Source organism: Microbacterium radiodurans (assembly GCF_008710705.1).
In the GTDB taxonomy this organism is placed as follows: Bacteria; Actinomycetota; Actinomycetes; order Actinomycetales; family Microbacteriaceae; genus Microbacterium; species Microbacterium radiodurans.
On record NZ_VYRZ01000001.1, the window covers coordinates 939,931 to 956,480 of the forward strand.

15 protein-coding genes are annotated in these 16,550 nt (G+C 74.2%); 9 read left to right on the plus strand and 6 right to left on the minus strand.

Going from position 1 to position 16,550, the window contains the following annotated elements; genetic code table 11:
- Positions 1-39: 39 nt before the first annotated feature.
- Positions 40-846 (plus strand): Rossmann-fold NAD(P)-binding domain-containing protein, encoded by an 807-nt coding sequence (locus tag F6B42_RS04325; RefSeq protein WP_150418329.1) that lies wholly within the window; start codon positions 40-42, stop codon positions 844-846.
- A gap of 141 nt (positions 847-987) precedes the next feature.
- Here F6B42_RS04325 and F6B42_RS04330 read toward each other — a convergent pair whose 3' ends face one another.
- A complete protein-coding gene (locus tag F6B42_RS04330; RefSeq protein WP_150418330.1) occupies positions 988-1,587 on the minus strand; it encodes a TetR/AcrR family transcriptional regulator in 600 nt (199 codons plus the stop codon).
- Positions 1,588-1,653: 66 nt separating this feature from the next.
- Here F6B42_RS04330 and F6B42_RS04335 point away from each other — a divergent pair, with 66 nt between their 5' ends.
- The 4 genes from F6B42_RS04335 to F6B42_RS04350 all read left to right on the plus strand — a co-directional run bounded on the left by F6B42_RS04335 (position 1,654) and on the right by F6B42_RS04350 (position 5,912).
- The gene (locus F6B42_RS04335; protein WP_150418669.1) at positions 1,654-3,705 is read left to right on the plus strand and encodes a beta-galactosidase; all 2,052 of its coding nucleotides are present in this window, start codon (positions 1,654-1,656) and stop codon (positions 3,703-3,705) included.
- A 38-nt stretch (positions 3,706-3,743) separates the two neighbouring features.
- Complete coding sequence (locus F6B42_RS04340) at positions 3,744-4,724, plus strand: squalene cyclase (protein WP_150418331.1); 981 nt, start codon at positions 3,744-3,746, stop codon at positions 4,722-4,724.
- A gap of 118 nt (positions 4,725-4,842) precedes the next feature.
- Positions 4,843-5,187, plus strand: a complete 345-nt coding sequence (locus F6B42_RS04345) for a DUF7882 family protein (RefSeq protein WP_150418332.1) — start codon at positions 4,843-4,845, stop codon at positions 5,185-5,187.
- 107 nt (positions 5,188-5,294) lie between these two features.
- On the plus strand, positions 5,295-5,912 hold the full coding sequence (locus F6B42_RS04350; RefSeq protein WP_150418333.1) for a flavodoxin family protein: 618 nt from the start codon (positions 5,295-5,297) through the stop codon (positions 5,910-5,912).
- Positions 5,913-5,922: 10 nt separating this feature from the next.
- Here the strand turns inward: F6B42_RS04350 and F6B42_RS04355 are convergent, their stop codons facing one another.
- Both F6B42_RS04355 and F6B42_RS04360 read right to left on the minus strand, forming a co-directional pair.
- Positions 5,923-7,197: a glycosyltransferase gene (locus F6B42_RS04355; RefSeq protein WP_150418334.1), complete on the minus strand. Its 1,275-nt coding sequence runs from the start codon at positions 7,195-7,197 to the stop codon at positions 5,923-5,925.
- Positions 7,194-8,324: a hypothetical protein gene (locus F6B42_RS04360; protein WP_223878334.1), complete on the minus strand. Its 1,131-nt coding sequence runs from the start codon at positions 8,322-8,324 to the stop codon at positions 7,194-7,196. Before F6B42_RS04360 ends, F6B42_RS04355 begins: the two co-directional genes overlap by 4 nt.
- A 172-nt stretch (positions 8,325-8,496) precedes the next feature.
- Here F6B42_RS04360 and F6B42_RS04365 point away from each other — a divergent pair, with 172 nt between their 5' ends.
- From F6B42_RS04365 to F6B42_RS04380, 4 genes are read left to right on the plus strand one after another with little or no spacing between them, the layout of a single operon-like run.
- Complete coding sequence (locus tag F6B42_RS04365) at positions 8,497-9,570, plus strand: glycosyltransferase (protein WP_223878335.1); 1,074 nt, start codon at positions 8,497-8,499, stop codon at positions 9,568-9,570.
- Entirely contained in the window at positions 9,567-10,691 is a 1,125-nt protein-coding gene (locus F6B42_RS04370) for a glycosyltransferase (RefSeq protein ID WP_150418335.1), read from the plus strand. Before F6B42_RS04365 ends, F6B42_RS04370 begins: the two co-directional genes overlap by 4 nt.
- A complete protein-coding gene (locus tag F6B42_RS04375; protein WP_150418336.1) occupies positions 10,688-11,737 on the plus strand; it encodes a hypothetical protein in 1,050 nt (349 codons plus the stop codon). The genes F6B42_RS04370 and F6B42_RS04375 overlap by 4 nt, the downstream gene beginning before the upstream one ends.
- Positions 11,734-12,561: a glycosyltransferase family 2 protein gene (locus tag F6B42_RS04380; RefSeq protein ID WP_223878336.1), complete on the plus strand. Its 828-nt coding sequence runs from the start codon at positions 11,734-11,736 to the stop codon at positions 12,559-12,561. Before F6B42_RS04375 ends, F6B42_RS04380 begins: the two co-directional genes overlap by 4 nt.
- Before the next feature lie 34 nt (positions 12,562-12,595).
- Here F6B42_RS04380 and F6B42_RS04385 read toward each other — a convergent pair whose 3' ends face one another.
- The 3 genes from F6B42_RS04385 to F6B42_RS04395 form a co-directional block, all read right to left on the minus strand.
- Entirely contained in the window at positions 12,596-13,861 is a 1,266-nt protein-coding gene (locus F6B42_RS04385) for a glycosyltransferase family 4 protein (protein WP_191089257.1), read from the minus strand.
- Between the two features lie 320 nt (positions 13,862-14,181).
- Complete coding sequence (locus F6B42_RS04390) at positions 14,182-15,684, minus strand: glycosyltransferase (RefSeq protein ID WP_150418338.1); 1,503 nt, start codon at positions 15,682-15,684, stop codon at positions 14,182-14,184.
- 20 nt (positions 15,685-15,704) lie between these two features.
- Positions 15,705-16,418, minus strand: coding sequence for an SDR family oxidoreductase (locus F6B42_RS04395; RefSeq protein WP_150418339.1), 714 nt, complete (start codon positions 16,416-16,418; stop codon positions 15,705-15,707).
- Positions 16,419-16,550 lie beyond the last annotated feature (132 nt).

Here is a 16,550-nt window from a genome sequence, read left to right on the forward strand (position 1 = left end):
GCCGGCCCCCGGCCTCGGCCCGCCTGCGAGGATGAGCACATGGCAGCGCAGCGCATCCTCCTGATCGGCTCGGGCAAGGTCGGGTCCCGGCTCGGTGAGCGACTCGTCGCGGGCGGCCACGAGGTCACCGCGGTCCGTCGCACGGCGGCCGGCATCCGCGGCTCGTTCGTCCCCCTCGTCGCCGATGTCTCGCGGCCGCTCGACACCGTCCTCCCCGCCGCCGATGCGCTCGTCGTGACCCTGCCGCCGGGCGATGACCGGGGCTTCTACCGGTCCGCCCTCGAGCGGGTCGCGGCCGCTCTGCCGGCGCCGCCGTCCCGCACCGTGTTCGTCTCGTCGACCCGGGTGTTCGAGGGGTGGGGCGACGAGCGGCCACTCGACGAGAGCGACGAGCCGCGCGTCACGAGCGGACGCGGGCAGGAGCTCATCGACGGCGAGGAGGCCGCGCGCGAGATCTTCGACGCCGTCGTCGTGCGCCCCGCCGGCATCTACGGACCCGGCCGCGAGCGACTGATCCGGCAGGTGCTCGCGGGTGAGCCCGTCGACCACGACCGCCGGACGAACCGCATCCACGAGCACGACCTCGTCCGTGCGCTCGAGGCGGTGCTCGCCGCGGCGGAGCCCCCGCGGACCCTCCACGCCGTCGATCGCCGCCCCGCGACGCTCGGCGAGGTCGTCTCGTTCATCGCCGAGCGCCTCGGCGTCGACATCCCGCCCCGTGCCGAGGTCGACCCGCGCGCGCGGCGCGGGACCGTGCTCGACGGCTCGCGTCTGCTCGAGATCGTCGGCGAGCTCGAGTTCCCGACGTTCGTCGAGGGATACGGCGCCATGATCGCGGGCCGCTGACCCGCCCACCGCGATACGTTCGTCGGACGCGTGGGGCTGGCGGGGTCTCGCCGCCGGGTGGCGGCGTCGCGCGCCCCAGCGGTCCGACGGATGTATCGCCGCGCGGGTTGGGCGGTGGGGTGGTCCATCGCCCGGGCACCGTCAGTCCTCGGCGGGGTCGAGCAGGGCGAGCATGAGCGCGCGCATGGCGGCCACGGGGTCGGTGCCGTCGGCGAGCCACCGCACCTGGATGCCCTCCCACCCGCCGATGACGAGGTCGGCGAGCATGTGCTCGTCGATCGTCGTGCGGATGCGGCCGAGTCGCCGGTCGGCCACGATCGCTGTGGCGTAGTCGGCCACGACGGTCGTGTAGCGCCGCCGCAGCCACGCGTGCGCCTCGTGCTCGGGGTGCGTCGCCTCGGCCGAGACGATCGCGAACATCCGGACGAGCTCGCGCCGGGCGAGGTTCCGCTCGACGATCGCGAGGACGGTGGGGAGGAACCCGTCGCGCGCCGAACGGTCGAGGAAGTCGGTGTCGGCGGCATCCTCCTGGTCGAGCACGGCCGCGAGCAGCGCGACCTTCGTCGGGAAGTGGTGCATCACCGTCGTGAGGCCGAGGTCGAGCTGCTTCGCGATCTGCCGCAGCGAGCCGCCCCGGTAGCCGTGGGTGCCGAACACCGAGATCGCGGAGTCGATGATCTCGGCGCGCCGCAACGCGCTCTTCGCGTACGGTCCCCGCCCCGTGGGCGCATCCTCGGCCATTCCCCGAGCGTAGAGCACCGTAAACCGTGCACCTGCACGTTTTTCATCTATGCTGTCGGCATGGCTATGGATGACGCGACGTATCGCTGGGTCAAGGACGGGACGCTCGGGCCGGGCCGGCTCCGCTACGGGGCCGACTACAACCCCGAGCAGTGGCCGCGCGAAGTCTGGGACGACGACGTCCAGCGGATGCGCGAGGCGGGCGTGAACATCGTCTCGCTCGGCATCTTCTCGTGGGCGCTTCTCGAGCCCCGTCCGGGCGAGTACGACTTCGGATGGCTCGACGAGATCATCGACCTCCTGCACGAGAACGGCATCGACGTCGATCTCGCCACCGCGACCGCGTCGCCGCCGCCGTGGCTCGCCCACCGGCATCCCGAGATCCTGCCGCAGACGATCGACGGCACCACGCTCTGGCCCGGTGCCCGCCAGCACTGGCGGCCGACCTCGCCGGTGTTCCGCGAGCACGCGCTGCGTCTGACCCGCGCCCTCGCCGAGCGCTACGGCGACCACCCGGCGATCGTCGCGTGGCACATCTCGAACGAGCTCGGATGCCACAACCTCTACGACTTCTCCGACGACGCCGCGCGGGCATTCCGCGTCTGGTTGCAGGAGCGGTACGAGACCCTCGACGCCCTCAACGACGCGTGGGGGACCGCCTTCTGGTCGCAGCACTACGGCGCGTGGGACGAGATCCTTCCGCCGCGGACCGCGCCGACGCAGCGCAACCCCGGGCAGCAGCTCGACTTCGAGCGCTTCTCATCGGATGCCGTCCGCGATCACCTCCGGGCCGAGAACGCGGTGCTCGCCGAGCTGACCCCCGGCATCCCGCGCACGACGAACTTCATGGTCGCGCAGAACGTCCGCGACATCGACTACGCCTCGTGGGTCGATGACGTCGACTTCGTCTCGAACGATCACTACCTGCGCCCCGGCGAGCTCGGCCGCGACGACCTGTCGTTCTGGGCGAACCTCACCGGCAACCTCGCCGGCGGGCGGCCGTGGTTCCTCATGGAGCACGCCACGAGCGCCGTCAACTGGCGGCCGGTCAACCCGCCCAAGCGCCCGGGCGAGCTCCAGCGCGACGCGCTCACCCACGTCGGCCACGGCGCCGACGCCGTCTGCTACTTCCAGTGGCGCCAGTCCCGCGCGGGCGGCGAGCGCTACCACTCCGCGATGCTGCCGCACGCCGGGGCCGATAGCCGCGTCTTCCGCGACGTCGTGGGCCTCGGCGAGCAGCTGGGCGCCCTCGCGCCGATCACCGGATCGCGTCGCGAGAAGGCCCGCGTGGCCGTGGTGTTCGACTACGAGTCGTGGTGGGTGAGCGGGCGCGACTCGCACCCGTCCGAGGCGCCCGCCTACGACGCCGAGACCCTCGCCTGGTATCGGGCGCTGCTCGATCTCGGCGTCCGCGCCGACGTCGTGCCGGTGGGTGCGGACTGGTCGGCGTACGAGGTCGTCGTGGCGCCGATGCTCCACGTCGTGCCGACGGCGCTGCGCGAGCGTCTCGAGGCATACGTCTCGGGCGGCGGTCAGCTGGTGACGACGTGGTTCTCGGGCGTCGTCGACGAGAACGACCGCGTCTGGCTCGGCGGGTACCCGGGGGCGTTCCGCGACCTGCTCGGACTCACGATCGAGGAGTTCGTGCCGCTCCTGGCGGGCGAGTCGGCGGAGCTGTCGAACGGCCTCGTCGCGACCGAGTGGACCGAGCGCATCGTCCGCGTCGACGACGATGTCGAAGTGCTCGCGACCTACGCCGACACCGACCTCGCCGGGGGTGCCGCGATCACGCGGCGCACCGTCGGCTCGGGCAGCGCGACCTACGTCTCCGCCGCCGTCGGCCGGGAGGGTGCCGCGTGGGTGCTGCGTGCGCTCGCGGACGGCGTGCCGGCGCTCGCGGCCGACCCGCTCGCGCTCGACGGGCGCGCCGAGGTCATCGTCCGCGTCGCAGCCGGCGCACCGGGAGCGGGCGCGCGGTTCACCTTCGTCGCCAACCGCACGGACGACGAGCTCACGGTGCCGGCGGCCGGCGCACTGCTCGCCGGAGCCGGCGAGCGGCGGGATACGGCATCCGTCGTCGTCGCGCCGCGCGGCGTCGTCGTCATCGCGCAGGACTGACCCTGCCGTCCTCGTCGCCGGGGGTCCACAATGACCCCATGCGCGGGGACGAGGTGATCGGCTGGCTGCTCGGGAGCGACCCGGCTGTGCGGTGGCAGGTGGAACGGGATCTCGTCGATGCGCCGCGGGAGCGGTGGGAGGCGACGCGCGCCCGCGTCTCCCGTGAGGGCATGGGCGCGCGACTGCTCGCCCACCAGGACGCCGACGGACAGTGGGCCGGCGGTGCGCACTTCCCCCGCGGGTGGTTCGAGACGGGCCGCCCGCGGGAGGCGGAGCAGCCGTGGACGGCGACGGGCTGGAGCCTGAAAGACCTGCGCGAGTGGGGTGTCGGCGCGCCCGCCCTCGGCGACACCGCCGCTCGGCTCGCCGAGAGCTGCCGGTGGGAGTACGACGATCTGCCCTTCTGGGGCGGCGAGGTCGATGTCTGCATCAATGCGTTCACGCTCGGCTCGGGCGCGTGGCTCGGTGTCGACGTCTCGGCGCTCGCCCGGTGGTTCCCCGAGCACCAGCTCGCCGACGGCGGCTGGAACTGCGAGGCCGAGGAAGGAGACTCGGTGCGGTCGTCGTTCCACTCGACGCTGAACGCCCTGCGCGGCATGCTCGCCTACGAACGGGAGACGGGCGACCGGATGCTGCGCGCCAGCCGCGCGCGCGGTGAGGAGTATCTCCTCGCGCGCAAGCTCGCGTACCGCGCGTCGACGGGCGAGCTCGTCGGCGACTTCGTCACGACCTTCGCCTACCCGGAGCGGCATCGGTACAGCTCGTTGACGGCGCTCGACCACTTCCGAGATGCCGCGCGATCCGGAGGTCGCGGTCCCGACCCGCGGATGGCGGACGCGGTCGAGATGGTGCGCGCCGCGCGGCATCCCGACGGGACCTGGCACCAGGAAGCCGTGCTCCCGGGCCGCACCTGGTTCCCTATCGACGCGCCCGAGGGCGAGCCGTCGCCCTGGCTGACCCTCATGGCGCTGCGTGTACTGCGGTGGTGGTCCGATGCACGCTTCCCCGTTGACAGCTGATCGGGACACGAGGACCGTGGATGGTTAGTGGGATGCGCCCACGCCGTACGGTTCCCAGTTCCGGTCCCCTCCCGGAGCGGCCGAGGATCGGCGTCGTGCGTCCCGGGAAGGCGGCATCATGGGCCGCTTCATCTACGGGAACGGGCAGTCGAAGACGGAGATCGAGGACCGCACCCTCGCGCACCTTCAGCACGTCATGGGAAGCAAGCTTCGCCGGAGCGAATGCTTCTTCTTCAGCTGGCGCGACGATGTGAGCGTCGGCGACGGGCGACATTCGGTGTGGATCCATCCGTCGGCGAACCTCGAGTTCAAGTTCCACGGGCACCGGCCGCCGCAGCTCAACCGCGACTGGCTCGAGGCGCTCGCGAAGGTCGCCAACTCGTCGAGCGGACTGTACGTCGTTCCCGAGCCGACACCCGGTCGCCGGGCTCCGACGACGGACGCGCTTCCGATCTCGGTCTGACGTCGGCTGCGTGCCGTCGGCGCACCATCGTCGCCCGCAGCGGCTGTCAAGGCCATCGTGGGCGACGGGGCACGCCGCGCATCATGGCGCGAACGGAAGGAACCGACATGACCACCGATGCCCCGCTGCGCGTCCTCGCACTCAACTGCAGCCTCAAGCCCTCGCCCGCCTCGTCGAGCACTGAGCTGATGCTCCGGCAGGTGCTCGATGCCCTCGCCGAGCACGGCGCCACCGGCGAGCAGGTGCGCATCGTCGATCGGAACGTCGCGCCGGGTGTCGAGATCGACATGGGCGACGGCGACGAGTGGCCGGCGGTGCGCGAGCAGATCCTGGCCGCCGACATCCTCGTCTTCGGCACGCCGGTGTGGGTCGGGCACGCGTCGAGCCTCGCGCAGCGGGTCATCGAGCGCCTCGACGCGGAACTGTCGGAGACCGACGAGGCCGGCCGCCCCATCCTGTTCGATCGCGTCGCGGTGGTGGCGGTCGTGGGAAACGAGGACGGCGCGCACAAGGCCACCGCCGACATCTTCCAGGCGCTCAACGACGTCGGTTTCACGATCCCCGCCCAGGGAGGCACGTACTGGAACGGCGAGGCGATGCAGACCGTCGACTACCACGACCTCGACGAGACGCCCGAGCCGGTGGCGGCCACGACGGCGACGCTCGCCCGCAATGCTGCGCACCTCGCGCGGGTGCTGCGCGCCGCGCGGTACCCGGCCGAGTGACCGCCTTCGCTCAGCCCCACCCGCCGAGGTAGGCGGCGAGATCCGGCTCGCCGGTGAGCGGCAGGATGCCGGGAGCTGCGGCCGCGTCGGTCTCGAACAGGTCGCCTCGGCCCCAGCGCTCGGCGCGTGCCTGCGCCCGGGCCGCGGTGATGCGCACGAGCTCCGCCCCGGCTTCGGATCTCAGCGTGAGTGAGCCGAGTCGTTCGCGCTCGATGCGTTCGAGCCCCGCGTGCAGGTCGTCGCCGGTGACGCGCAGCGGGACGAGGAGCTCGACGATCAGCCGGACCCGGTCGAATCCCGGCCCGTCGAGGCCGCCGGGCCATCCCGGCTCGACCGCCGCCGCCGCCGCACCGGGGATGCCCGCGAGCGCGCTGTCGAGCGAGATGAAGCGCTGCCCGGGGGTGGCTCCGGGCGGCGGGACGACGGCGACGTCGACCGATGCGGACCGCAGGCCGCGACCCGCGGAGCCGGGCACCGGGATGAGGTCTGCGAGCCGGATCGTCTCGTCGTTGGCGCGGGCGAGCGTCGCGGCGTCGCGGGCCGCGGCATCCGGCCCGTCGTGCCAGGCGACGGCTTCGGGGACGTGCGCGAGCACCGCTCCCCGGAGCCACGCGCGGTACGCCCACTCCCAGTCCTCGCCGCCGTACCGGGTGAAGGACTCGTCGAACCCACCCGTGGCGTCGAACATCGTGCGCGAACAGGCGACGACGGCGCCGATCACGTGCCGGTAGCTGCGATCGTCGGCGTCGAGCAGGTTGCCGCTGCGCTCGTACGCCGCGGCGAGCCAGCGCGGCTCGGGGAGGGCGAGCGCCGGCGCATCGTCGGCGATCCGATCGCCCGCGACCTCCGCGAGCTCGGCGTGACGGCGCCGACCGACCGTCACGCAGTCGGGGGCGAGAGCGGGGAGGCGCGTGAGCGCGCGGACGAACCCCGGCTCGGGGGTCGTGTCGGCGTCGAGGAAGACGAGCACGTCGCCGTGGGCCGCGCGGGCCCCGAGATTGCGCACCGCGGCCAGGCGGAAGCCGTCGTCTTCCTGGCGCACGACGTCGACTCCCGGAGGCACCGCGGGCGATTCGGGCGAGCCGTCGTCGGCGACGATGATCTGCAGCCGGTCGCGGGGATGGTCCTGGTTCGCGAGCGCCGCGAGGGTGCGGGCGAGCTGGTCGGGCTGCCGGTAGTGCGCCACGATGACCGAGACGGCGGGCGGGTCGGCGGGCCACCGGCCGTCGAGCAGGTCCCACCGGTTGCCGGGCAGCGCCGTCCCCGCGGGACGTGCCGCGGTCATCGAGGTGCCTCGGTCCGCCACCACGCGAGGTAGTCGCCCGCGACATCGTCGAGGCTCGGTCGCAGCGACCTCGCACCGTCGAGGCGCGTCCGCTCCGGCGCGAGCCAGCGCTCGACCAGACGGTCTGCGAGATCCTCGGGCTCGAAGACGTCGGTCGTGTCGGGACGCAGCTCGGCCATCTCCCGGCTGTACCGCGACGCGATGACGAGCGGCCGTCGGCCCGCCTCCACCCAGTCGAGCATCGACCGCGAAGCCGAGACGTGCTCGTGCGCGGCGACCGGCACCCCCGGCATCCGCATCGCCGCCGCGAAGTCGGCGTCCGCGAGGAAGCCCGTCACCTCGAGGCGGGCGCCGCGCTCGTCCGCGCGGCGCTGCAGCAGTGCAAGATCGGCCTCGTGCCCGGGCGAGACGCCGCCGAGGGCGCGGACGACCGGCCGACCCACGGGGTGGCCGTCCGCACGGAGTGCCCGGACGGCGTCGCTCGCGGCGTCGAGGGCGAGCGCGTGACCCTTGCCCGGGTACACGTACCCGGCCAGCAGGACCACGAGGTCGGTCGTGCCGAGGTCGGCGGGGTACGGGGGAGCGGCGGCGACGCGCGCACCCAGGGGGATGACGTGCGGCTCGGGCGACCCGGGCAGATGCTCGGCGACGAGGCGTCGCTCGTGCTCGCTGTTGACCACGACGCCCGCGGCCGCGGCGACGAAACGCGCATACGCGGCGACGCGCCGGGGGTACCCGGTGCCGTCGGATTCCTGCGGCAGGTCGTGGAGCGTCACGGTGACCCGGGATGCCGCGGCGAGCCGCTCGAGCGCGTCGGCGGCCTCCTCGAGGCTCGACCCGAGCAGGCGGTCGGTGACGTGGAGGTGCACGCGGGTCGCATCGGCGGCGGCGCCGAGTGCCTCGTCCAGGTTCGCGACGCGCGCGATCCGGATACCGGAGACCCGGTCCTGCGGCTCCTGCGCGACGACCCGGGTGACAGCCCGAGCGACATCGGCGCCGTAGTCGGTGACCCCGTGCCCGGCCGGGCCCCACACGAGCTGCAGCGGCGGATCGACTCGGCCGGCCGGGTTCGGGGATCCCGTCGGCCTCTCGGAGGGCGGCGACGGAGGGGACATCGGCTCGGGCATCGGGCAATCGTTACCGCTCGCGCGCCCGCTGGTCAAGACAGCGGCGCCGGATGGCTCGGGGGAGCTAGCGTCCGACACGGGGCCCACTTCTCCGGGCCCGGTCACCGAGGAGGAACCCCTGACAATCGCGATCGTCCCCGCCGCTTCGGCCGTGGCGCCGGAATCGTCCCGAGTGCGCGTCGCCGCGGTGCCCGCGGGGCATCCGTACGTCCGACGCGTCACCGCCGCGGCCGGTGTCGAGCTGCAGGACGATCCGCCGGTCCCCGGTGCTCCGGCGGGCGTGTGGTGGCCACCGGTCGTCCTCGACCCGGCGTGGATCCGCGCCGCGGCCGACGACGTCGATCTGCTCCACATCCACTTCGGCACGGAATCGTTCGGCCCGGGGCATCTGACCGCCTGCCTCGACGCTGCGCACGCCGCCGGATGGCCGGTCGTCTTCACGGTGCACGACCTGATCCACCCGCAGCTGAGCGATCAGTCGCCGTACGCCGCGCAGCTCGACGAGATCGTGCCGCGGGCGGACGCGCTCGTGACGCTGACCAGCGCCGCAGCGGCCGAGATCCGCGAACGCTGGGGTCGCGAGGCCGTCGTGCTGCCGCATCCCTCCATCATCGGCGACGAGGACCTGCCCGCGGTCGCCGTCGGCGAAGAGCTGCGCATCGGGATGCACCTGAAGGATCTGCGCCCCGGCACCGACGGCGCGCGCGCCACCGAGCTGCTGGTCGACGCCGTCGACACGCTCCGCGCAGGCGGCCTGCATGCGTCGGCGGAGGTCAGGATGCACCGGACGGTGCGCGACCCCGACGCGCGCGACGACATCCGCCGCCGTTTGGGCACGGCGGCGCACGTGCGGCTCGTCGAGCACGACCGCCTGTCGGATGCCGAGCTGCACACCGATCTGGCCGGACTCGACGCGTGCGTGCTGCCGTACCGAGCCGGCACCCATTCGGGGTGGCTCGAGCTGTGCTGGGACCTCGGCGTCCCCGTCGCCGCACCCGCGGTCGGCTGCTTCGCCGACCAGCATCCCGACGACGGCTCGACCGCCACGTTCGCGCCGGGCGACGCGGCAGCGCTCGCCGAGGCGCTGACCGCCCTCGTCACCGGCCGCGAGGCGGCTCGGCCCGGCTCGCTCGCCCGCGCCGAACGCGCCGCCGAGCGTCGCGCGATGCGGCGCGAGACGGATGCCGCGACCGCCGCCGCGCACGCGCAGCTGTACCGCGACCTCATCCGCGGACGTGCCTCGTGAGGCGCCTGCGGATCGCCGTCATCGCGCCCCTCCGCTTCCCGATCGCGCGGCCCCACGCGGGCGGTCTCGAGGCCGCGGTCTGGTCCGAGGTCGAGGCGCTGCGGGCGCGCGGACACCGGGTCGACGTCGTCGCCGTCCGCGGATCGGAGCACGTCGTCCCCGGCAGCGTCTTCGAGATGCCCGAGCTCGGGTGGGCGGCGGATGCGGTGCGCACCGACAAGACGTATCCGCCGGCGTACGAGCTCGTGAGCGTCCCGATGCTGCGGCGCGCGCTCGAGGCGATCGCCGCCGATGCCGACGCCTACGACGTCGTCTCGAACCATTGCCTGCATCCCCTGCCGCTGCGGATGGCGCCGTCGCTCGGCGTGCCGATGGTGACGACGCTGCACACGCCCGTCGATGCGGGCTTCGTCTCGGCCCATCGCTCGGCGGGCCGCCGCGGCAGCGTCTTCCTCTCCGTGAGCGAGCACACGCGGCGGCAGTGGCTGCGCGCCGGGGTCGCGTCGACGCTCCTGCCCAACGGCGTGGATCCGGACGTGTGGCGGCCCGGGGCCGGCGGCGACGGACTCGTCTGGTTCGGCCGCGTCGTGCCCGAGAAGGCGCCCCACCTCGCGATCGAGGTCGCCCGTGCGCTGGGGCGCCCCCTCACGATCGCCGGGCGCATCGGCGACCGCCAGTACGCCGACGAGATGATCGCGCCGCGCCTCGGCGGCGGCATCGGCTACGTCGGGGAGCTGCGTCCGGAAGAGCTCGCGAGCCTCGTGGGCTCGTCGGCGCTGGCACTGGCCACTCCCGCCTGGGCGGAGCCGTTCGGGCTCGTCGGTCCCGAGGCCCTCATGACGGGCACGCCCGTGGTCGGGTTCGCCGTCGGCGGCGTTCCCGAGATCGCCGCGGCATCGATCGGGATGCAGCTGGTCGAGGCCGGCGACGTCGACGCGATGGCAGCTGTCGCACGCGAGATGCTCGCCGTCTCGGACGATCCGCGGCTGCGGGCGCCGCTCCGGCGGCGCATCCGGGCCCGTGCGGTCGAGCGTTTCTCGATCGAGGCGCGCATCACGGCCCTCGAGCGGCTGTACGGCGAATTCGATCGGGACGCCGTGCCCGTGGAGATGCCGGCGTGAGCGGACGCATCGGCTGGTACGTCCATCACCACGGCCGGGGGCACCTCACGCGGATGCGCGCGATCGCCGCGCACCTGCCGCACGAGATCGCCTGCTTCAGCTCGCTGGCCCGCCCGGCCGAGCTGCCGGCGCGCGTGACATGGACGCAGCTGCCACCCGACGATCAGCCACGGCCGCAGCTTCCCGAGGACGATCCGACGGCGCGCGGGCTGCTGCACTGGGCCCCGCTCGGGCACATCGGGCATCGAACGCGGCTCGCGGCGATCGCCGCTGCCGTGACGTCGGCGCCGGTCGATGCCTTCGTCGTCGACGTCTCGGCCGAAGTGACGCTCCTCACCCGGCTTCTGGGACTGCGCACCGTCGTCATCGCGCAGCCGGGCGATCGCTCCGACGAGCCGCACCGGCTCGCCTACGCCGCGGCGGAGCGGATCGTCGCGCCCTGGCCGGACTGGATCGAACTCCCGGTGCACCTCGCCCCGCACGCCGACCGCGTCGACGCGGTCGGCGGCATCAGTCGTTTCGACGGGCGAGAGGTCGGCGCCGAGCGCGGCGACGACGTCGTCCTGCTCGGCGGGGGCGGCGGATCGGGGGTGGCGGCGACCGACATCGCCGCCGCGGAACGCGCCACCGGCCGGACCTGGCGCGTGCTCGGCGCGGGGAGCGCCGCGTGGCTCGACGACCCCTGGGGCGCGCTGACGACCGCGGGCACCGTGGTGTCGTGGTGCGGCCAGAACGCGATCGCCGACATCGCCGCCGCCGGCGCCCCGGCGGTCGTCATTCCGCAGGATCGGCCGTTCGACGAGCAGCGGGCGACCGCGCGGACGCTCGGCAGCGCCGGACTGGCCGTGGCCTCGGAGCACTGGCCCGAGGCGTCGGCGTGGCCGGCCCTCGTCGAACGCGCGCGACACCTCGAGCCCCGCTGGGAGCGGTGGCGGGTCGCCGGAGCCGCGCAGCGAGCGGCCGAGGCGATCTCGCGGGTCGCCGGCGGCGGGGCCGAGGTCGCGGCGTGCGCCGGGGCCGCGGCGACCGGCGGAGCCGCGGCGTGAGCGCCGGCACGACGGGGCCGAAGACCCCCGCCGCCGTCGTGACGCTGTGTTCGACGCCGCGCGTCGCGCACCTGCGCAATCAGCTCGCTGCCCTCGCCGGCAGCGGCGTACCGCGCATGGTGGTCTGGGTCGGTGACGATGATCCGCCCGAGCTCGACGCGGAGCGGATCCTGACGGTGCCGCCCGGGGCGGCCGGGCTGAGGCTCGCGGCCGCCCGCAACGCCGGTGCGCGCGAGGCGGCCGGTGCCGGCGCCGAACTCCTGATCTTCCTCGATGCCGACTGCGTGCCGGGCGCGGATCTCGTCCGCCGGTACCGATCCGCCCACGACGAGCATCGGGATGCCGTTCTCTGCGGCCCGGTGACCTACCTGCCGGCGGGGGCCGGGCTCGGCGCGGACGAGCTGCGCGCGGCGACCGCGCCGCATCCCGCCCGTCCGGTTCCGGCGCCGGGGGAGGTACAGCGCGCCGGCGAGGAGGAGTACCCGCTGTTCTGGTCGCTGTCGTTCGCGCTCGGCGCCGAGACGTTCGCGGCGGTCGGCGGCTTCGACGACGCGTACGAGGGGTACGGCGGCGAGGACACCGACTTCGCCTTCGCCCTGCGCTCCGCCGGCGTCCCGCTGCTGTGGGTCGGCGGCGCGGACGCCTACCATCAGCATCACCCGACGACGTCACCGCCGTGGCAGCACCTCGACGACATCCTCCGCAACGGCGAGATCTTCGCGCGCCGGTGGGGTCGCTGGCCCATGGACGGCTGGATCGAGGCCTTCGCGGCCGCCGGTGCGATCGCCTGGACCGGCGGCACCTGGCAGCGCGTCCCCTCCTGACCCGAGCCCGCCCCAGCCCGCCCCCGCTCGCGAGTCACTCCATATCGCGTGGATCCATCCGGCGTTCCGGATCGACTCGCGCGAATTCGATCGACTCGCGCGCTGGGGCGCGGGGGCGGGTGACGTCGAGCTCGGCGATCGCGTCGAGCAGGTCGGCGGCGACGGCATCCGGAGCGAACGCGTCGATGCCGGCGCGGGCACGGTCGGCGAGCGTGCGGACCCACCCGGGCTGCTTGAGGGCGATGCCGATCGCGGCCGCCAGGCGCTGCGCGTCGGCGGGCGGCACCATCTGGCAGTCCTCCCCGTCGGTGCAGAAGTCGTCGAAGCCGCTGCCGGTCGTGACGACCAGCGGGGTGCCCACGGCCTTGACCTCGAGCGCGACGTTGCCGAAGCCCTCCCAGCGCGAGGGACACACGACGACGTCCGCTCGCGCGATCGCGCCGACGACATCGTCGGGGGCGAGGTGTCCGAGCCAGCACACGCGGTCGCGGGCGGTCGGTGGAAGGAGGGCGAGGAGGTCGTTATGCGACGGCTCGAAGCGTGCGTCGGCCGTGGCGCCCGCGATGACGAGCCGGGCCTCCGGGTGCTCGAGGTGCACGTCAGCGAAGGCCGCGAAGGCGTCGACGATGCCCTTCCGCCGCTCGGCGCGGCCGAGGAAGAGGACCACGGGGCCGTCGCGGCCCGGCCACGCGGCCGGCGCGGCGGCCGTCTCGACCGCGGCGCGGATGGCGTCGAGGTCGATGCAGTTGCGGACCACACGGGCCGGGGGCAGCGGGTCGAACACCTCGGCGGCGCGCCCGAGCATGGCAGCCGAGATGGCGATGACGCCGGCGGATCGTCGAACCTGGCGGGCTTCGGCCGCGACCTGTCGCATGAACGGCAGCCGGTGGCCGAGCGGCAGGTCCCGCGCGGAGAGCCCGGACGCCTCGCCGACGAGGCGGGCTCCCGTGACGAGGTTCGTGACGAGCGGCGCACCCGCGGGCAGGTGGGACGCGAGCCCCGCCCACTCCGGGGCGAAGACGAGGTCGTAGTCGCCGGCGGCCGCGAGGTCGTGGACGACGCGCGCCCGCTGAGCGATGCGCCGGAGGCGCGGCACCCCGTTCGAGCTCTCGGCGTGCACGAGGCGGATGCCGCCGGCCGCCGCGGTGCCGGTCAGCTCGCCGTCGGCGAACACGGCGACGTCGACATCGATGCCGCATCGGGTGAGAGCGGGCAGCAGCGCGGCGAACTGTCGCCCGATGCCGCCCGTGTAGGCGGTCACACCCGCGTACTCGGTCGTCGGGACGAGCCAGCGTGTCATCGGTCCTCCCGGGGTTCGGCGGCTCGCATCACCCTGCCCGACCCGCGCGCCATCCCGGTCCGGGCTTGACTTTCTCGGCCCGCTCCAGCTCGGGCATCGATCCTTCATTCCGGATGGATTCGCGCGATGTCGATCGACTCGCGGGCAGCGCTTCGCCACCTGAGCGCCGACCCGTGCGCCGACGCGTTCGAGGGAGCTCCGCACCGGGGCACGTTCTCAGGACATCGGCGGGTATCGGCTCCGGCAGGGGCCGCGACTGCGGGCGCGTCCTGAGAACGGCGCGCTGCGAGCGCTGCGGTCGGATGCAGGCGCTGAAAGGTTCAGCGGAGGCGGCGGAGGCGGCGGAGCCCGCCGCGGACAGCGCGGGCGAGGAGGCGCACGGCCGCCAGCAGGACCTGTCGGCGACGGGCGGCGCGCAGCACGACGGACCAGCGGCGGAGGATGCGCTCGGGGCTGTACTCGGCCGCCGTGCGGCGTGCGTTCTGACGCATCGTCGCCCGCGCGGCGGGGTCCAGCTCACCCGCCGTGCGCAGCGCCTCGGCGAGCGCATCGATGTCGCCGTCGGGCACCAGCCACCCGTTCTCGCCGGAGCGGATGAGATCGGCCGGCCCGTACGGCACGTCGTAGGCGATGGGCAGGCACCCGGCGGCCATCGCTTCCAGCAGGACGAGTCCGAACGCCTCCGACCGGCTCGTCAGCAGCAGGACGTCCGCGGCCGCGAGCACCCCCGCCGGGTCGTCCGTGTGGCCGCGCAGCTGAATCGCGTCGTCGTGCCGTCCGCTGCGGCCGTCGGCCGCGCTCGGCTCGGCGGCCTTCGCGGCGGCTGCAGCCAGCGCCTCGGCCTGCGAGCCCGAGCCGTAGACGTCCAGCGGCAGCGGCTCGGCGGCATCCCGGTTCCGTCTCGCGACGGCCTCGATCGCGTCGGCCACCCGCTTGATCGGCTCGAGCCGAGCGATGACGACCGCCCCCGACCGCTCCTCGTCGGCGACGACGGATGCCGCGGCCGCCTCACCGACGGGGTGCGCGACCGTGGTGAGCAGCGGGCGTCGACCGACCAGCGCGCGGACGTCGTCACGCTGAGTCCGGGTTGCGAACGCCACGGCGTCGAAGGCGCCGAGACGGCCGAACACCGGCTGCCGGGACGCGCGCACGCTGCCCGGTGTCGGGCCGCGATGCGACCCGTGAACGATGTGGACCGTCGTCACCCGGCGGCCGTGGTAGTCGGCGGCGAAGGGCGCGACGGTCTTGCTGTCGACGAGCAGGAAGGACTCTCGGCCTCCGGTGAGGTGGTCGAGCCACGCGGCGTAGAGGTCGTACCGTCGGCGCCACGCCCGGACGGGGATGCCGGATGCGTCGTGGGCGATCAGCATCCGCTTCTTGCCGCGCCGCCGCTCGGTCATCGCGACGGCGCCGTCGGCGCGCAGGTGGTCGACATCCACCGGCTTGCCGTCGTCGCCGAGGCGCAGCCGGCGCAGCAGCACGCCGTCGTGCACGTCCTCCACGACGTCGCCACCCGCGAGAAGCTCGGGAGTCGGCGGCGGTGAGCCGGCGGCGGCCACGTCGCCCGATCGCGCCCAGTCGTACAGGTTGCGGACGCGCACGCCGGCGTCGGCCCAGGCGGCGAAAGCCGGCCCGAGGGGAACGGCACGGTCGTCGAGGGTGAGCACGTCGACCGGCGAGCCGGCGGCGGCGAACAGGCGGCTGCGCTCGAGGAGCGCCGTCGTCATGCCGCCGAAGGGTTCGGCGATGCCCCACGTGAGGGCGAACTGCCGCCCGGGGGGAAGCGACGCGCTGCGCGCCGCGGAAGGGGTTCTCGGGGCCATGGCGACGGCTCGATCGACGATCAGCGGGGTCCGGGGCGGACGGTCACGTCGGACACCAGCGCGTCGCGCGGCAGATCGAGGGCTGCGAGTGCGGCCGTCGCGACGGACTCGGGGTCGATGAACGCACCCGGGTCGTAGTCGCGCCCCTCCTGCGCGTGAACCTTCGCCTGCATCGGCGTGGCCGTCCGTCCCGGGTACACCGTGGTGACGCGCACGCCGTGCGGAGCCTCCTCGCCGCGCAGCGCGTCGGCCAGCGCCTTGAGTCCGTGCTTGGACGCTGCGTAAGCGCTCCAGCCCGGGTGAGCGGTGAGCCCGGCACCCGAGTTCACGAACAGCACCTGACCGCGAGCGGCGCGCACGGCCGGCAGGGTGAGCCGCGTGAGCTCGGCGGCAGACACGAGGTTGACGGTCAGCTGCTCGGTCCACGACGTCGCGCTCAGCTCGGCGACGGTGCCGAGGTCGACGATGCCGGCACCGTGCACGACCGTGTCGATCCGGTCGGGGAGCTCGGCCGCCGAGACGGCGTCGGCGAGGGATGCCGGGTGCCCGAGATCCGCGGCGATCCCCACCGACCCCGGAAACAGCGACGTGAGGTCCGTGACCCGATTCGCATCACGCCCGACCAGCACGAGGCGGTCACCGCGATCGGCCAGCCGCCGGGCGATCGCGAGGCCGATGCCCGATCCCGCCCCGGTGATGAGGTGCGTCTGCGTGGTCTCGTGCGCGTGGGTCATGCCACCATCGTCGCACCCCGGGGGTCCGACGCGGGGGCCGCGGGGGTCGCGGGGCCGCGGGGTGATACATCCGTCGGACGTGCGGGGCGGGTGGGACTCCATCGTGCCGGCTGGTTCGCACGTGTACCGCCG

Bases quoted from the DNA above. Each gene is read 5' to 3' on its own strand.
- F6B42_RS04325 (WP_150418329.1), top strand. From the start codon at position 40: ATGGCAGCGCAGCGCATCCTCCTGATCGGCTCGGGCAAGGTCGGGTCC.
- F6B42_RS04330 (WP_150418330.1), bottom strand. From the start codon at position 1,587: ATGGCCGAGGATGCGCCCACGGGGCGGGGACCGTACGCGAAGAGCGCG.
- F6B42_RS04335 (WP_150418669.1), top strand. From the start codon at position 1,654: ATGGATGACGCGACGTATCGCTGGGTCAAGGACGGGACGCTCGGGCCG.
- F6B42_RS04340 (WP_150418331.1), top strand. From the start codon at position 3,744: ATGCGCGGGGACGAGGTGATCGGCTGGCTGCTCGGGAGCGACCCGGCT.
- F6B42_RS04345 (WP_150418332.1), top strand. From the start codon at position 4,843: ATGGGCCGCTTCATCTACGGGAACGGGCAGTCGAAGACGGAGATCGAG.
- F6B42_RS04350 (WP_150418333.1), top strand. From the start codon at position 5,295: ATGACCACCGATGCCCCGCTGCGCGTCCTCGCACTCAACTGCAGCCTC.
- F6B42_RS04355 (WP_150418334.1), bottom strand. From the start codon at position 7,197: ATGACCGCGGCACGTCCCGCGGGGACGGCGCTGCCCGGCAACCGGTGG.
- F6B42_RS04360 (WP_223878334.1), bottom strand. From the start codon at position 8,324: ATGCCCGAGCCGATGTCCCCTCCGTCGCCGCCCTCCGAGAGGCCGACG.
- F6B42_RS04385 (WP_191089257.1), bottom strand. From the start codon at position 13,861: ATGACACGCTGGCTCGTCCCGACGACCGAGTACGCGGGTGTGACCGCC.
- F6B42_RS04390 (WP_150418338.1), bottom strand. From the start codon at position 15,684: ATGGCCCCGAGAACCCCTTCCGCGGCGCGCAGCGCGTCGCTTCCCCCC.
- F6B42_RS04395 (WP_150418339.1), bottom strand. From the start codon at position 16,418: ATGACCCACGCGCACGAGACCACGCAGACGCACCTCATCACCGGGGCG.